At 59.5% G+C, this 14,255-nt stretch carries 15 protein-coding genes; 10 read left to right on the top strand and 5 right to left on the bottom strand.

Translation table 11 applies throughout. The features are described 5' to 3' along the window. Nucleotides 1-197: 197 nt before the first annotated feature. Both ASG68_RS18735 and ASG68_RS18730 read right to left on the bottom strand, forming a co-directional pair. Entirely contained in the window at nucleotides 198-1,496 is a 1,299-nt protein-coding gene (locus ASG68_RS18735) for an ABC transporter substrate-binding protein (RefSeq protein WP_062579792.1), read from the bottom strand. A gap of 34 nt (nucleotides 1,497-1,530) precedes the next feature. Continuing rightward, the gene (locus tag ASG68_RS18730; protein ID WP_062579789.1) at nucleotides 1,531-2,619 is read right to left on the bottom strand and encodes an ABC transporter ATP-binding protein; all 1,089 of its coding nucleotides are present in this window, start codon (nucleotides 2,617-2,619) and stop codon (nucleotides 1,531-1,533) included. 266 nt (nucleotides 2,620-2,885) lie between these two features. Here ASG68_RS18730 and ASG68_RS18725 point away from each other — a divergent pair, with 266 nt between their 5' ends. Continuing rightward, nucleotides 2,886-3,590, top strand: a complete 705-nt coding sequence (locus ASG68_RS18725; protein WP_062579787.1) for a GntR family transcriptional regulator — start codon at nucleotides 2,886-2,888, stop codon at nucleotides 3,588-3,590. 3 nt (nucleotides 3,591-3,593) lie between these two features. On the opposite strand, the gene ASG68_RS18720 is transcribed toward ASG68_RS18725, so the two are convergent. Next, entirely contained in the window at nucleotides 3,594-3,827 is a 234-nt protein-coding gene (locus ASG68_RS18720; protein ID WP_062579785.1) for a hypothetical protein, read from the bottom strand. A 179-nt stretch (nucleotides 3,828-4,006) separates the two neighbouring features. Here ASG68_RS18720 and ASG68_RS18715 point away from each other — a divergent pair, with 179 nt between their 5' ends. Next, nucleotides 4,007-4,243 carry a DUF982 domain-containing protein gene (locus tag ASG68_RS18715; RefSeq protein ID WP_062579783.1) on the top strand — a complete coding sequence of 79 codons (237 nt, stop codon included), beginning with the start codon at nucleotides 4,007-4,009 and terminating at the stop codon, nucleotides 4,241-4,243. A gap of 61 nt (nucleotides 4,244-4,304) precedes the next feature. Here ASG68_RS18715 and ASG68_RS18710 read toward each other — a convergent pair whose 3' ends face one another. Beyond that, nucleotides 4,305-4,703 (bottom strand): ester cyclase, encoded by a 399-nt coding sequence (locus ASG68_RS18710; RefSeq protein WP_062579782.1) that lies wholly within the window; start codon nucleotides 4,701-4,703, stop codon nucleotides 4,305-4,307. A gap of 254 nt (nucleotides 4,704-4,957) precedes the next feature. Here ASG68_RS18710 and ASG68_RS18705 point away from each other — a divergent pair, with 254 nt between their 5' ends. From ASG68_RS18705 to ASG68_RS18670, 8 genes are all read left to right on the top strand, one after another. Next, nucleotides 4,958-6,091, top strand: coding sequence for an aminomethyltransferase family protein (locus ASG68_RS18705; protein WP_062579780.1), 1,134 nt, complete (start codon nucleotides 4,958-4,960; stop codon nucleotides 6,089-6,091). A gap of 6 nt (nucleotides 6,092-6,097) precedes the next feature. Then, entirely contained in the window at nucleotides 6,098-6,703 is a 606-nt protein-coding gene (locus ASG68_RS18700; RefSeq protein WP_062579779.1) for a dimethylamine monooxygenase subunit DmmA family protein, read from the top strand. Between the two features lie 14 nt (nucleotides 6,704-6,717). Next, nucleotides 6,718-7,665 (top strand): PDR/VanB family oxidoreductase, encoded by a 948-nt coding sequence (locus ASG68_RS18695; protein WP_413814036.1) that lies wholly within the window; start codon nucleotides 6,718-6,720, stop codon nucleotides 7,663-7,665. A gap of 17 nt (nucleotides 7,666-7,682) precedes the next feature. Then, on the top strand, nucleotides 7,683-8,723 hold the full coding sequence (locus tag ASG68_RS18690) for a heme-dependent oxidative N-demethylase family protein (protein ID WP_062579775.1): 1,041 nt from the start codon (nucleotides 7,683-7,685) through the stop codon (nucleotides 8,721-8,723). A gap of 226 nt (nucleotides 8,724-8,949) precedes the next feature. Further along, entirely contained in the window at nucleotides 8,950-10,287 is a 1,338-nt protein-coding gene (locus ASG68_RS18685) for an NAD(P)-binding domain-containing protein (protein WP_062579773.1), read from the top strand. A gap of 132 nt (nucleotides 10,288-10,419) precedes the next feature. Further along, a complete protein-coding gene (locus tag ASG68_RS32800) occupies nucleotides 10,420-11,019 on the top strand; it encodes a PAS domain-containing protein (protein ID WP_062579771.1) in 600 nt (199 codons plus the stop codon). Between the two features lie 78 nt (nucleotides 11,020-11,097). Further along, the gene (locus ASG68_RS18675; RefSeq protein ID WP_062579769.1) at nucleotides 11,098-11,364 is read left to right on the top strand and encodes a type II toxin-antitoxin system ParD family antitoxin; all 267 of its coding nucleotides are present in this window, start codon (nucleotides 11,098-11,100) and stop codon (nucleotides 11,362-11,364) included. Next, nucleotides 11,357-11,647, top strand: coding sequence for a type II toxin-antitoxin system RelE/ParE family toxin (locus tag ASG68_RS18670; RefSeq protein ID WP_062579767.1), 291 nt, complete (start codon nucleotides 11,357-11,359; stop codon nucleotides 11,645-11,647). The genes ASG68_RS18675 and ASG68_RS18670 overlap by 8 nt, the downstream gene beginning before the upstream one ends. Nucleotides 11,648-11,660: 13 nt before the next feature. Here the strand turns inward: ASG68_RS18670 and ASG68_RS18665 are convergent, their stop codons facing one another. Beyond that, nucleotides 11,661-14,030: an aminomethyltransferase family protein gene (locus tag ASG68_RS18665; RefSeq protein WP_062579765.1), complete on the bottom strand. Its 2,370-nt coding sequence runs from the start codon at nucleotides 14,028-14,030 to the stop codon at nucleotides 11,661-11,663. Between the last annotated feature and the right edge of the window lie 225 nt (nucleotides 14,031-14,255).

The raw sequence follows: 14,255 nt of genomic DNA, 5'->3' as shown, positions 1-14,255 counted from the left end.
CCTTCTCCCCGCAGGCAGGGAGAAGTAGTTTTCAGCGCCCTCAACCTCTCCCGCTCGCTTCGCTCGCCGCCCTCCCCACAGGTGGGAGGGCTGACACGCGGCTGACCTCTCGCGACACAGATGGTCCGGTTTTCGCGGAAGGCGCGTCAGGTTAAGCCCCTCCCCCTTGTGGGGAGGGGGTGGGGTGGGGTCTTTCCTTACGCGGCGATGAATTCGTTCCAGCGCTTCACCATGTAGCGGTCTTCGTCCATCACCGAGTTCCAGCAAGCGACCTTGCCCATGCGTTCCTCGAACGAGCCGCCGTCGCGCACCGCACCGGCCTTCTCCATGACCTTGCCTTCCGGGGACATGATGTCGCCGGTCGCGGGCTTGCCTTCGATCCAGTAGCCCCATTCGTCGGCCGACATGAATTCCTTCGCCGTGTCCATGGCGGCAGAGTAGTAGCCTTGACGGTTGAGGTAGCCGCCGACCCAGCCGGACGTGTACCAGTTGATGTATTCATAGGCCGCGTCGAGCTGCGCGCCGGAAAGGTGCGCGGCAAGACCCAGACCACCGCCCCACGAGCGATAACCTTCCTTGAGCGGCTGGTACTTGCAGGCGATGCCCTTGGAGCGGACGGCGGCAACGGCCGGCGACCACATGGACTGGATGACGACTTCGCCCGAAGCCATCAGGTTGACCGACTCGTCGAACGACTTCCAGAAGGCGCGGAACTGACCGTCCTGCTTGGCCTTGATCAGGAATTCGATCGTCGCATCGATCTCTTCCTTGGTCATGTTGCCCTTGTCGGCATATTTGATGTTGCCAAGCGCTTCCATGATCATCGCGGCATCCATGATGCCGATCGACGGGATATTGAGGATTGAGGTCTTGCCCTTGAAGGCCGGGTCCATGATATCGGCCCAGGACGTGATGTCGCGGCCGACGAGGTCCGGACGGATGCCCAGCGTGTCGGCATTGTAGATGGTCGGAACCATGGTGAAGAACTGGGTTTCGCCCTTGGCGAACGTCTTGTCGCCGATCGCTTCGACATACCCGACCGTATGTGGTGCCGTGCCCTGCGCGATGACGCTGTCCGGCTTCAGCTTGCCGGTTTTGAACAGCGGCACGATCTTGTCGTAATATTTCAGCTTCTTGATATCCATCGGCTGGATGACGCCGGCCGGGAAGACCTTTTTCAGGATCCAGTATTCGATATCGGCGATGTCGTACGAGTCCGGCTGCGTGACGGCACGCTGGGCGGCAGCGTCGGAATCCGTGGCCGTCATTTCCAGCGTGATGCCGAGGTCGGCCTTGCACTTCTCGGCGATGGCATTGATGTTCGAGACGCCGGTGCCGAACTGGCGCAGCGTGATCGGGTTCTGCGCCCAGATGGTCGGGAAGCCGGTGATGGCGCCCGAGCCGACGATCGCGCCGGCAGCGGCGGCACCCGTTTTCAGAAGCGAGCGGCGGGAAATACCCGTCACAGCCTTGGTCGTCTTGTTTTCAGTGGTCATTCTCTTGTTCCCTCTTTTGATGTTTAGAGATTGATCAGGCAGCCATGCGGCCGAGCAGGACAGCGTCCTCCAGGCCCCAACTCAGGGACACCGCATCGCCGACCGATACGGGTTTTTCGAAATAATCGGCGTCGCTGGCGATGACGGTGAAATCGTCGCTACCGGCGCCATTGACGGTGATCTTCACGGAGGCGCCGCGATATTCGACATTGGAAACGACGCCGTTGAAGCCGAGCGTCTTGTCGGATGCAGCAGCGAGGCGGACGCGATCGGTGCGCACGCCGATATCGATCGGTGCGCCCGGCGCCTGGTCGGGACCGGCGACAGTGAAGGTCTGCCCTTCCGCCACTTCCAGCGTCACCCTACCCTCGCCGCTTTCGACGACGCGGCCGGTGAGCACATTGTGATCACCCATGAAGCGGGCAACGAAGGCGGTGGCCGGGCGTTCGAATACTTCGCGCGGATGGGCTGCCTGCTCGATCTTGCCGTCGTTCATGATGACGATGATATCGGCGAGCGCCATCGCCTCTTCCTGGCTGTGGGTGACGTGGACGAAGGTGATCCCGAGGCTCTTCTGCAGCTTCTTCAGTTCCGCCCGCATGCGAATTTTCAGGAACGGGTCGAGCGCCGACAGCGGCTCGTCCAGAAGCAGCGCTTCCGGGTCGGTGATCAGCGCGCGGGCGAGCGCCACGCGCTGCTGCTGACCACCGGAAAGCTGGGCCGGGCGCCGGTTGGCATAGGGCTCCATCTGCATCAGCTTGAGCATTTCCAGCGCCTTGGCGCGGCGCACCTCCTTGTCTACGCCCTTCATCTTCAGGCTGAAGGCGACGTTGTCGACGAGGTCTAGATGGGGAAACAGCGCATAGGACTGGAACATCATCGCCGTGCCGCGCTTGGCCGGCGGAAAGTCGGTTACGACAGTGTTCCCCAGCCGAATGTCTCCGGACGAAATACTCTCGTGACCGGCGATCATCCGCAGCGTCGAGGTCTTGCCGCAACCCGACGGACCGAGGAAGCAGCAATAGCTGCCGGAGGGTATTTTCAGACTGATGGAATGGACGGCAGTCGTGCTGCCATAGACCTTGGAAACGGATACGATATCGATTTCAGCCGCTTTGGACATCATGTCTCCCCTGTGACGGGGACTGCGATGCATCTAGCGTGCCAAGTCGAAATCAGAGCGATAACTATTTGAAATATAAAAGATATTCTGAATATGGAATTTGCCTGGATTTTACGCAGATTACGAAATGCTTAAAATATATGCCGTTGTGCGCAATACGATCACAAGATCGTATACAATTTGATCATCGCATTGACGACAGATTCCGGATTAACTTCGAATAGAAAGCACGATAGGATAGGTTGTAGAACCCGGAATGAGACTTCATGACCATAGCAGCCCGCCCGAGCGAAGATCCGACCGACGTCAGCACGCAATATATCCGTGACGCCATTCGCGATGCGATCGTCGATCGCCGGCTCGCGCCCGGGACCAAGCTGTCGGAAGCCGATGTCGGCAGACTGTTCAATGTCAGCCGAACGCTGGTGCGCGGCGCGCTGCAGGCCTTGTCTTATGAAGGCTTGGTCAATGTCGAGAAAAACCGCGGCGCTTTTGTCGCCTACCCGTCCCCGGAAGAGGCCCGGCAAATCTTCGCGACGCGGCGATTGATCGAGCCCGGCATCCTGCGCGAAGCCGCCAAGAACATGGGACCCTCCCACTTCCAGCATCTGCGGCAGTTGCTGATGGAGGAAGGCCGATTGATGGGCGAACGTGGCCAAACGGCCCGGCGGGCGGAAATCAAGGCATCGGGCGATTTCCACCTGATGCTGGCATCCATGACCGGCAATGCGGTGATGCAGCGCTTCATGGACGAACTTGTCGCCAGGTCATCTCTAGTCATCGCGCTCTATGGCCAATCGGCCATTTCCAGCTGCGGCCATCAGGAACATCAGGATATCGTGACTTCGATGGAGCGCGGCGATCTCGACCGCGCCTGCCATCTGATGCTCCACCATATCGACCATATCGAGAAGGATCTCGATATGCGCGAAAACAAAGGCAGCGATCTCAAGGAAGCTTTTCGGCTCTGACGGCTATTTTTCCGGCGGCGGCGCTGCGCGCAGCATCTGGACGCCGGCGATAATGGCGCAAAGATAAAGCCCGATGCCGATCAGGAAGCGCAACGGCGCGGCCTGGAATGTCATCGGCATATCCGGATTGTAGCCCAGCGACGCCAGCCCGCCCATGTCATTGGTGGCGATCCCGGACAGAAGATAGAATCCGCCGACGATGATGAGAAACCAGGCCAAGAACCTGTTCTGCTTCATGCCCCTCTCCTCGCAACACGTGCTGTTCGTCCTGCGGCATCGATAAAGATACGCCGTAGCCGGCGGTCTTATTCAGACTATCCTTTCGAAAGCAGATTCCGAAATGAATTCCACCCGGGAACCTTCGTGCGCGCCGGACGTTGAGCGCGGCAATTCATAACAAGAAGCATGAGGACGAGTTGAGTTACAAGCGCTTTCCAACCCCCGTCAGAGTGATCATCAAACAGAGCCACGAAAATATAATAGCCTCCGCGTGGGATGCCGTGGAGTTCCTGCGCCGCTGGCCCGGCCGCCGCGGCACTGCCTATCGCCGCGCGCTCCAGCATTGCCTTGATGCGCTCGACGGAATCCGCAGTCCGCGCAAGGCCTGGGCTTCGTTTGTCGCCGCCGTGAAGGAAGAAGGAATTCTCGCCTGAAATCGGCCGAATGCCGATGCAAAGCCCGGCCGGTGGTCCGGGCTTTTCTGTTTCAAGGGGGCTAATCGAGCAGTTGCGCCTCAATCGCGGGCTTGTCGATCACCGACCAGACCTGCACGATCTTGGCCTGTCGAAACTCATAAAAAACGTTTTCCGTGAAAGAGACCGTCCTGCCGTGCAATGGCAGCCCGAGAAACACTCCCCTCGGCGTGCAGTCGAAGGCCAGTCGGCTGGCAATATAGGGCGGATCGGCAATCAGCATCTGGATGTTGAAGCGAAGGTCGGGAATGTCGTCGAAATCCTTTTCCAGCATGGCGCGATAACCGGCCAAACCGATCAGCCTGCCGTTGTGAACAGCATTGTCGTCGACAAACTCACCAAGCACCGCCCAGTCCTGCCGGTTGAGGCAATTGATGTAAGCGCTATAGATTTCGGACAGGCTGCTTTCGGTTCCGGTCAATGGCCAATCCTCTCCGGTTTGCCGGCGGTAAAGCCGGTCATATCAAGGTGATATGGCCGCCGAGAGAGAGAAATCCAGTCCTCCCGCGCCCTTTGTCATTCACCTTGCACCCAACGCAGCGGCAGCTTACCCTTGCGAAATATAGTCTCCAAATTTCCCTTTAGAAATCGATTTGACGGCTTGCCGTTCCCAAAAACGCGCATATACTCAGGAATAATTATTTCCACAGAGTGAAATAAATAAGGGAACAGAACATGGCACTTAGCTGGCGTTTTTCCGCCTTGGGCGACCGACATCGGGCATTGGGATCCAACCTTGAGGACTGGAGCGGCATGGGAACCGCCTGGACCTATGACAAGGACATCTACGAAGAACACATCGCGGTTCGCACCAAGGCCGGCATCATGGATGTGTCGGGTCTCAAGAAGGTTCACCTCGTCGGACCGCACGCCATTGCCATCCTGGAATACATCACCACCCGCGACATGACCAAGATTTATCCCGGCAAGTCGGTCTATGCCTGCATGCTCAATGATCGCGGCCATTTCACCGATGACTGCATCGTCTACCGCACAGGCCCGAATTCCTGGATGCTGGTGCATGGCTCGGGTTCCGGCTTCGAAGAGATCGTCAAGCAGGCCCAAGGCCGCAATTGCGCCGTGCTGTTCGACGACGACCTGCACGACCTGTCGCTTCAGGGGCCGCTGGCCGTCGATTATCTCGAAAAATACGTACCGGGCATCCGCGATCTCAAATATTTCCATCACATGCAGACGACGCTGTTCGGCGCGCCGGTGATGATCTCGCGCACCGGCTATACCGGTGAGCGCGGCTATGAAATCTTCGTGCGCGGCCAAGATGCCGGCATGGTCTGGGACCGCATCGTCGAGGAAGGCAAGGAGATGGGCATCATCCCCGTCTGCTTCAGCGTTCTCGACATGCTGCGCGTCGAAAGCTACCTGCTGTTCTACCCCTATGACAATTCGCAGATGTATCCTTTCGCCGACGAGCAACCCGGCGACAGCCTGTGGGAACTCGGCCTCGACTTCACCGTCAGTCCCGGCAAGACCGGCTTCCGTGGCGCCGAGGAACATGCGCGCCTGAAGGGCAAGGAACGCTTCAAGATCTTCGGCCTGCTGGTCGATGCCGATGGTCCGACTGATCTTGGCGATGAGGTCTGGGCCGATGGCAAGAAGGTCGGCGTCATCACCTGCCCGTCCTATTCGAAGCTGACGAACCGCTCGATGGCGATCATGCGCGTCGATGTCCCCTATGCCGTGCAGGGCACCAAGCTCGAGGTGAAGGGCAAGAACGTCAACGCCCCGGCGATCGCCCACACGATCACCTTCGATGACCCGAAGAAGACGAAACGGACCACGCAGGGCTGACGCGCCATGCTTGTTCAGGGAATCAAGAGCAGACCGGAATATAAGGGGCTCAATGTCGAGCCCCATGCGAAGCGCCACCTCTTCGTCATCGAGGGCGAAGGGGCGGCAGCCCTGACCGATCAGGTCGAAGCCAAGGGCCGCGATTTCCTCGACCGGTCGGAGATCCTCTACCTTGCAGGCGGAGCGGCGCCGAAAGCCTATGATGTCGCGCTGACAGCGCTTTCGCCGGATGTCTTCTGGCAGGCGCCAACCCTTCAACCCCTGCTGTTTCGCCTCAGGGCCTGTCTTGAGCAGGCCCGGATGGGAACACGGCTCTATATCGCCGGCACGGAGGGCTTCATCGGCCAGGTCATGCAAGTGGCACTGGAATTCGGCATCGATTTCAACTCGATCCATACCGAACATCGCGGCTCGACGGCACGCCGGGTGCAATGCGTTCACTGCAAGGGCATCACCGACAATGTGACGACAAGCTCGTTTGCCTGCACCCATTGCGGTTTGCCGCTCCTCGTGCGGGATCACTATTCCCGCCGCCTCGGCGCCTTCCAGGGCGTCAACATTGATGCCGAAGAACCGGGTACCGCACCTGCCCCCGAGGAGATATTCCCGTGAGCCTCAACACAGACATGCCCGTGCGGGTGGCGGCCGTGACGCAGGTCACCGATAGCGTCAAGCGGTTCCGTTTCGAACGGCTCGACGGCCAACCCATGCCGTTCTTTTCCGGCGGCGCTCATGTCGTCGTCTCGATGCACGACAACGGCCTGTTGCGCCGCAATCCCTATTCGCTGATGTCCAATCCTGACGACAACAGCGCCTTTGAAATCAGCGTCCTGAAAGTTCCGAATTCGCGCGGCGGCTCGGTCTTCATGCACGAGCAGGTGAAGCCGGGCGACCAATTGGTTGTCAGTCAGCCGGTCAACCTGTTCCCTGCCGACCATCGCGGCCGCAAGCACATCCTTATCGCCGGCGGCATCGGCATAACGCCGTTCATCGCCATGATGGAGCAGTTCACCCGCGACAATGCCGTCTTCGAACTGCACTATGCCATCCGCTCGCGCGAACACGGCGCCTATTGGCAGCAATTGCTCGATCGATACGGCTCGCGCCGCGTGAAGATCTATTGCGACAGCGAGAAGACCTTCATCCCGCTGAAGGCACTGGTCGAAAACCAGCCGCTCGGCACGCATCTCTACGTCTGCGGCCCCGCCGGCATGATCGACGCCGTTTTGCTGTCGGGATTGGAAGCCGGATGGCCGAAGGAAAACCTGCATTCGGAGCGCTTTCTTGCGCCGCCGGCGGGCCAGCCCTTCCAGGTGTTCCTGGAGAAATCCAATATCCACATGACGGTCGGCGAACACCAGAGCATTCTGGAGGCGGCCGAAGCCCATGGCTGCGACGCGCCTTATATGTGTCGTGGCGGTGCCTGCGGTCAGTGCGAGACGGAGGTCTCGTCCTGCGACGGCACGCTGGAGCACAACGACATCTACCTGTCGGACGAAGAAAAGGCGTCCGGCAAGAAGGTCATGATCTGCGTCTCGCGGTTCAAGGGCCAGCAACTCGTTCTTCAACTCTAGCCGGGAGGGCCGGACAGATGACCATCACGTTCAGGAGCGAAACGTTCCGTGAAGATTTCACCTTCCGCAACAGCCTCTACAATATCAGGCGCTTTCCCTTCCCATTCGATCGCGACGAATACATGTATTCGGTCAACATGGAGCCGCATGTCCGGGCAAGGAAGGACTCGGTCTTTGAAAACCTGATCGATGTCGACGAGCACTATGTCGCCGAGATGCAGGATCGGGCCATGGTGCTCAAGGAAGATCCGTTGCGCTGCCAGGCGCTGCCCCACATGATGGCGGCGCAATGGGATACGCTGGAACTGCTGATGGAGCATCAGGCGCAGGATTATCCCGAGCACTTCACCCTGGAAAAGAACGGCGACCGCTGGCGCTGGATCAACCGGCCGATGGGCATCGACGACACCTTCACCTTCGGCGATGCGGCAACGCTGCCCTACCCGCCGATGGAATACATCACCCGCCAGGCCCAGGGCGATTTCTGCATCGTCGACCAGCGCGACAACAATCTCTGGATGGATGCCGGCATGGTCACCACCCAGGCAGACTGGTCGCTGGATTTCGATATCGGCATGAACTTCATGGAGTGGCATGGCCCGGTCCCGCTCGCCCACCAGATCGGCGTGTTCGACCGCGCACTCAAATTCCTGCTCAACCTGCAGCAGGGCAAGCCGACCCGCCGGCTGAACTGGACCATGACCGTCAATCCGCGGCTCGATACGTCCCCGGAAAACTATCACAAGTGGGGTCCCGACCGCACGACGGTGACGCCGGAGAATGTCGGCCAGAAGATGCATCTGCGCGTCGAGTTGCAGAGCCTGTGGCGCCTGCCCCGCTCCAACGCCATCCTGTTCGTCATCCGCTGCTATCTGATCAGCCTCGAGGAACTCGTCACCGTGCCGAAATGGGCGCGCCGTCTGCCGCGCGTGCTCGCCAGCCTGCCGCCGGAGATCGTCGACTACAAGGGCCTGACCCGCAACCGCCCGATCATGATCGACTGGCTTTCGAAATACGACGACGGATCTCCGACCAGCGCGGGGATTTATCCGGATTGAGAGGTTTAAGACCCCTCCCCAACCCTCCCCACAAGGGGGAGGGAGTGACCTCTTCCTGCAATTCTCCGGGATGTTTTCCGGCCGTCGCTGGTAAAAACGTGTTGCCGGAATGTGCTGGCGAGAGGGTTCAACGGGTTAAGCCCTCCCCCTTGTGGGGAGGGTTGGGAGGGGTCTTCTCCGCAAAAAGCATACGTACGAACAAAAATTAAAAAGGGAACTGACACACATGACCAGAGTAGCCGTCATCGGCGCAGGGCCTTCGGGCCTCGCTCAATTGAGAGCCTTCCAGTCCGCGGCCCAGAAGGGTGCTGAAATACCTGAAGTGGTGTGCTTTGAAAAACAGGACGACTGGGGCGGACTGTGGAACTACACGTGGCGTACCGGCCTGGATGAACATGGCGAGCCGGTTCATGGCAGCATGTATCGCTATCTCTGGTCGAACGGCCCCAAGGAATGCCTGGAATTTGCCGACTATTCCTTCGAGGAGCATTTCGGCAAGCCGATCGGCTCATACCCGCCCCGCGCCGTACTCTGGGACTACATCAAGGGCCGCGTCGAAAAGGCCGACGTGCGCAAGTGGGTGCGCTTCTCGACGCCGGTGCGCATGGTTCGTTTCGACGAGGAATCGAAGACGTTTACCGTCACGGCGCACGACCGCGTCAACGATGTCATGTATGATGAGATCTTCGACTATGTCGTCGTCGCCTCCGGCCATTTCTCGACACCGAACGTCCCTTATTTCGAAGGCGTGAAGACTTTCGGCGGCCGCGTGCTGCACGCCCACGATTTCCGCGATGCGCTGGAATTCAAGGACAAGAACGTGCTGATCGTCGGCCGTTCCTATTCGGCCGAGGACATCGGCTCGCAATGCTGGAAGTATGGCGCGAAGTCCGTCACCACCAGCTACCGTTCCAAGCCGATGGGCTTCAAATGGCCGGAGCGCTTCGAGGAGCGGCCGCTGCTACAGAAATTGGTCAACAAGACCGCCCATTTCGCCGACGGTTCGACCAAGGAAGTCGATGCGCTGATCCTGTGCACCGGTTACCTTCACCACTTCCCGTTCCTGCCGGACGACCTGCGCCTGAAGACGGCCAACCGCCTGTGGTCCGACAATCTCTACAAGGGCGTTGTCTACGAGGACAATCCGCAGCTGATGTATATCGGCATGCAGGACCAGTTCTATACGTTCAACATGTTCGACGCCCAGGCCTGGTATGCCCGCGACGTCATCATGGGCCGCATCAAGCTGCCGGGCAAGGACGAGATGAAAGCCCATTTCGACAAATGGCGCGCCCGCGAGGAGACGCTCGAGGATGCCGAGCAGATGATCTGGTTCCAGGGCGACTATGTCATCGAACTGCTGGATGACACCGATTATCCGAAGTTCGACATTGAAGGCACCAACAAGACCTTCATGGAATGGGAGCACCACAAGGCCGAGAACATCATGGGCTTCCGCGACAATGCCTACAAGTCGCTGATGACCGGCACGATGGCACCCAAGCATCACACGCCCTGGCTGGAAGCCATGGATGATACGCTGGAAGTCTACCTGAAGAACTGATCCGCGATAAAAGCGACTTCCGATCGGAAGGCGTGCTTGCAGCCTTCCGATCATGATTTCCAAAATAACGAAATATTATCCGTAAACATCGATACTCTTTCCATCCGCCCTCCAGCCACAGCCGGATTCGACATGGACTTTCAGAGCAGCGTTCTCGGTCGCATGAATGGATTTCTCTACCGGTGCCGGGCCGACGAGCACTATACGATGCTCGACATGACCGACGGCATCCAGCGGATCTTCGGCTACCCCACCGACGAAATCGTCGGCAATCGCGTGCGGACCTTCACCTCGATCATGTGCGAGGAAGACGTACCGATGATGGACGAAGTCGTCGGCAAGGCGCTCGAAAACAAGACCGACTGGACGCTCGAATATCGCATCCGCCACAACCGGGGTCATCTTCTCTGGGTGACGGAAACCGGCGGCGGTGTCTGGGACAAAAGCGGCGACCTGCTTTATCTCGAAGGCAGCATTGTCAACATCGAGTCGCTCTACCAGCGGATCGACGACCAGACAGCCGACATGCGGGCGACGGCATCGCGCACCGCCGAGATCCTGCACTCGCTGCGCTACCTGAAACTGCTCGCCGTCAATGCCGGCATCGAGGCAGCCCGCGCAGGAACAGCCGGTGCCGGCTTCGCCGTGCTCGCCACGGAAATGCGCACCCTCGCCAACGATTCGGAAGCCGTCGCCCGCGAAATCGCCAGCGTGCAGCGCAAGTCTGGTTGAACAAGTAGACTGCTCAAAATAAGAAATTTTGTGATTTTTTCTTATCGGTGATAAAATGACCGAAAGGAGTATCACGCAATGGCAACCATGACGATTTCCCTGCCCGATCCCATGAAGGAATGGATCGAGACCCAGATCAGCAAGGGCGAATATGCCAGCGCAAGCGATTATGTGCGTGATCTCGTTCGCCGCGATCGGTCGCGCCGCGACCAGGAAATGACCATGGACGAATTGCGCCAGCTTGTTGCGGAATCCCGGGCAAGCGGCACCGGAAAGCAAAGTCTCGATGACATCTTCGGGAACGCCGAACGCATAGCCAGGGCAAGAGGCGCCGTGCGTGAATAACTATGCGCTGACCGAACGCGCCGAGGACGATTTGCTAACCGTGTTCCTCGACGGCATCGAACTGTTTGGTCTCAATCAGGCGCGACGATACAAGGACGAGTTGGATCGTTGTTTTCAGCTGATGGCTTCCCATCCGCAGATGGGCCGCCCCGCTCCCTTGATCGGCGAAGGCGTTCGCCGTCACGAACACAAGAGCCACATCATTCTCTATGAAGAAAAGGCAGGTGGCATCCTCATCCTTGCCGTCGTGCCAGCGAAAAGTGTTCGCTTGTTGAAGCTTTAACGTTGCCTACCCCTCAAGACCGGGGTTTCAGCTTCTCTGGGTCGTAATGCGCAAACGGGACGATCCGCGCCGGCAGCCGCTTCTGCTGGCCGTCCAGCTTGCCGATCTCAACCTCGGTTCCGATAGCCGAATGCAGCACATCCAGCCGCGCCAGCGCGATTGTCTTCTTTAGCAGCGGCGAACGGGTGGCGCTGGTGACGACGCCGACCTGCGCGCGACCAATATGCACGGTATCGCCATGCCCAACCGCATCGTTGGAATCGATATCGAGACCGACGAGCTTGTAGCGCGGGTTTTCCTTGCGCTTGATCAGGGCCTCCCGGCCGATGAAATCCTCGGTCTTCGACTTCAGCGGCACGGTAAAGCCGATGCCCGCCTCGAATGGATCGGTCTGGTCCGTGAATTCGTAATGGGCGAATATCAGTCCGGCCTCGATGCGCACCATGTCGAGTGCTTCCAGCCCCATCGGCTTCAGACCATGCTTCTGGCCGGCGTCCCAGACTGCATCGAAAACCGCGGTCGCATCCTTCGGATGACAGAAGATTTCGTAACCGAGTTCGCCGGTATAGCCGGTACGCGAAACAACGACCGGAGCGCCTTCGAAATGGCCGATGCGGCCGACCGCGAAACGGAACCACTCCAGCTCGCCGATCGACGGCTGCGACGGTGCCGTCCAGATAATCTCCTCGATGATCTCACGGCTGTTCGGCCCCTGAACAGCGAGATTATGCATCTGGTCGGTAGACGAGCGGACCCAGGCCTTGTAGCCCATCTTCTCGGCCTGCTCGCGCAGCCAGATGCCGCTGATGTCATCGCCGCCGATCCAGCGGAAATTGTTCTGCCCGAGCCGGAAGACCGTGCCGTCATCGATCATGCCGCCGTTTTCGTAGCACATGGCGGTGTAGACCACCTGCCCCGGTGACAGCTTGCGAATATCGCGCGTACAGCAATATTGCAGCAGCGCCTCGGCATCCGGCCCCGTGACTTCGAACTTGCGCAGCGGCGACAGGTCCATCACCACCGCCTTTTCGCGGCAGGCCCAGTATTCCTCGATCGGCCCTTCATTGTTGAAGCGGTTGGGCAGCCAGAAGCCCCGATATTCGGTGTGATTGCGCGTGAGCGCCGACAGGCGGGGATGGAACGCTGTTTCCTGGGTCATTTCGGGCTCTGCATCGGGGGTCATTCGGATCGCGACTGCGCGCGAGAATTTCTGCGTGTCGGAATAGGTCCGAACGTGGATATCGGTCGGGTTCCAGGCATTGGCCGCGTCGATATCGTCGGGACAGGACGAAGAGACGCAGACCAGATCGGTCAGCGCGCGCATCAGCACATAATCGCCCGGCCGCGACCAGGGTTCGTCGAGATAGAGCTGGTTCTGGTGATCGACATTGGTGTTGTAGAAGTAGTTGAGCGCTTCCCAGCCCTTACGCGGCGCGATGCCATAGGGCGCCAAGGCATGGTTGAAGTTGTCGGTGCAATTGACATGCCCCGGATACCCCATGTCGTCATAGTAGCGTGAGTTGCAGGCGGTGGCGAAAGCATCGTGGCGCCCGACCGTATCCTGCACGATTTCCACCAGCGGCTCGAAATCGCGGTCGAACGCCTTCGACGGCAGGCCGGGCGTCGGATAGCTGCGACCGAGCAGCGTGCGCGTCACTGTCGCATCCAGCGCCAGATCCAGCCCCTTGTCGACCTTGCGGGCGGAAAACGCCTGGAAATCCGTGCACTGCCGGCCGCTCACATCGATCACCTGGATGAATTCGCCGGCTCTGACGAAATAGGCCGAGGCCCGCGCGGCCGGAATGCGCAGGTCCTGCACCGGATCCGCCATCGGCTCGGGCAGCATGTCCTCATAGGTTCGCTCGATCCTGGCGCGGGTGATGCGCAGTTCCAGCGCCGTTGCCGTATTCTGCAGTTCCGCATCCATGAGCGGCGCCGGCGCGCCGACGATCAGCAAACCGTCAAGCGCGATCGTCAATTCGGCCGAAGCGCCCGGAGACGAGCTTTCGCCGAAAAGTAACAGTGCCTGCGCATCCGCCGGATCGACCGAACGGCGTTTGAGGGCGGACAGAACGCGCCGGGCACTTTCTTCGTCCCGCGACAGGATATCCTGCAAACCCGTTGCCACGCCTGAAAACGCGACGCCCAGCCCGGCGGCGTTGAACCGGCCCCTGGCATCGACGAAGCTGACCTCGCACAGTTGGCCGCCCTCGACATCCTTGATCGTCACGCGGTCACCGGCGGCAACTTTCACCACCGTCGTGCCGCGTCCCTTGACTCGGTAACGCTCCACGCCGGCAGGCAGCGCCGGGATTCCCGGCCGCAGAATCGTGCTCGGGCGCGGCGGTGCCAGCATGCTCGCAAATCGTCCGGAATTCGTCATGTCAGCTCCCACCCGGCGGCACGGCCGTTCAACGCTCTCAAGGCGCCGCTTATGCACCGGCAATATGGCCAAACTATCCTACGGGACCCCTTGAAAAGTAAAGAGAGACTTGACCCAGAGGAAAAAAAATTCACTATGAGGATAAGCTTTGGCCAAAAAATAAAACGGGAACGGAGTGATGACACTGCAGAATGCAGGCTCCTCCACAGCGAAGACCAAAGCCCA

It is taken from the genome of Rhizobium sp. Leaf453 (genome assembly GCF_001425605.1).
Lineage (GTDB): Bacteria > Pseudomonadota > Alphaproteobacteria > Rhizobiales > Rhizobiaceae > Pararhizobium.
Note: the sequence above shows the minus strand (reverse complement) of the source record. Positions and strands in the feature narration are given on the sequence as shown.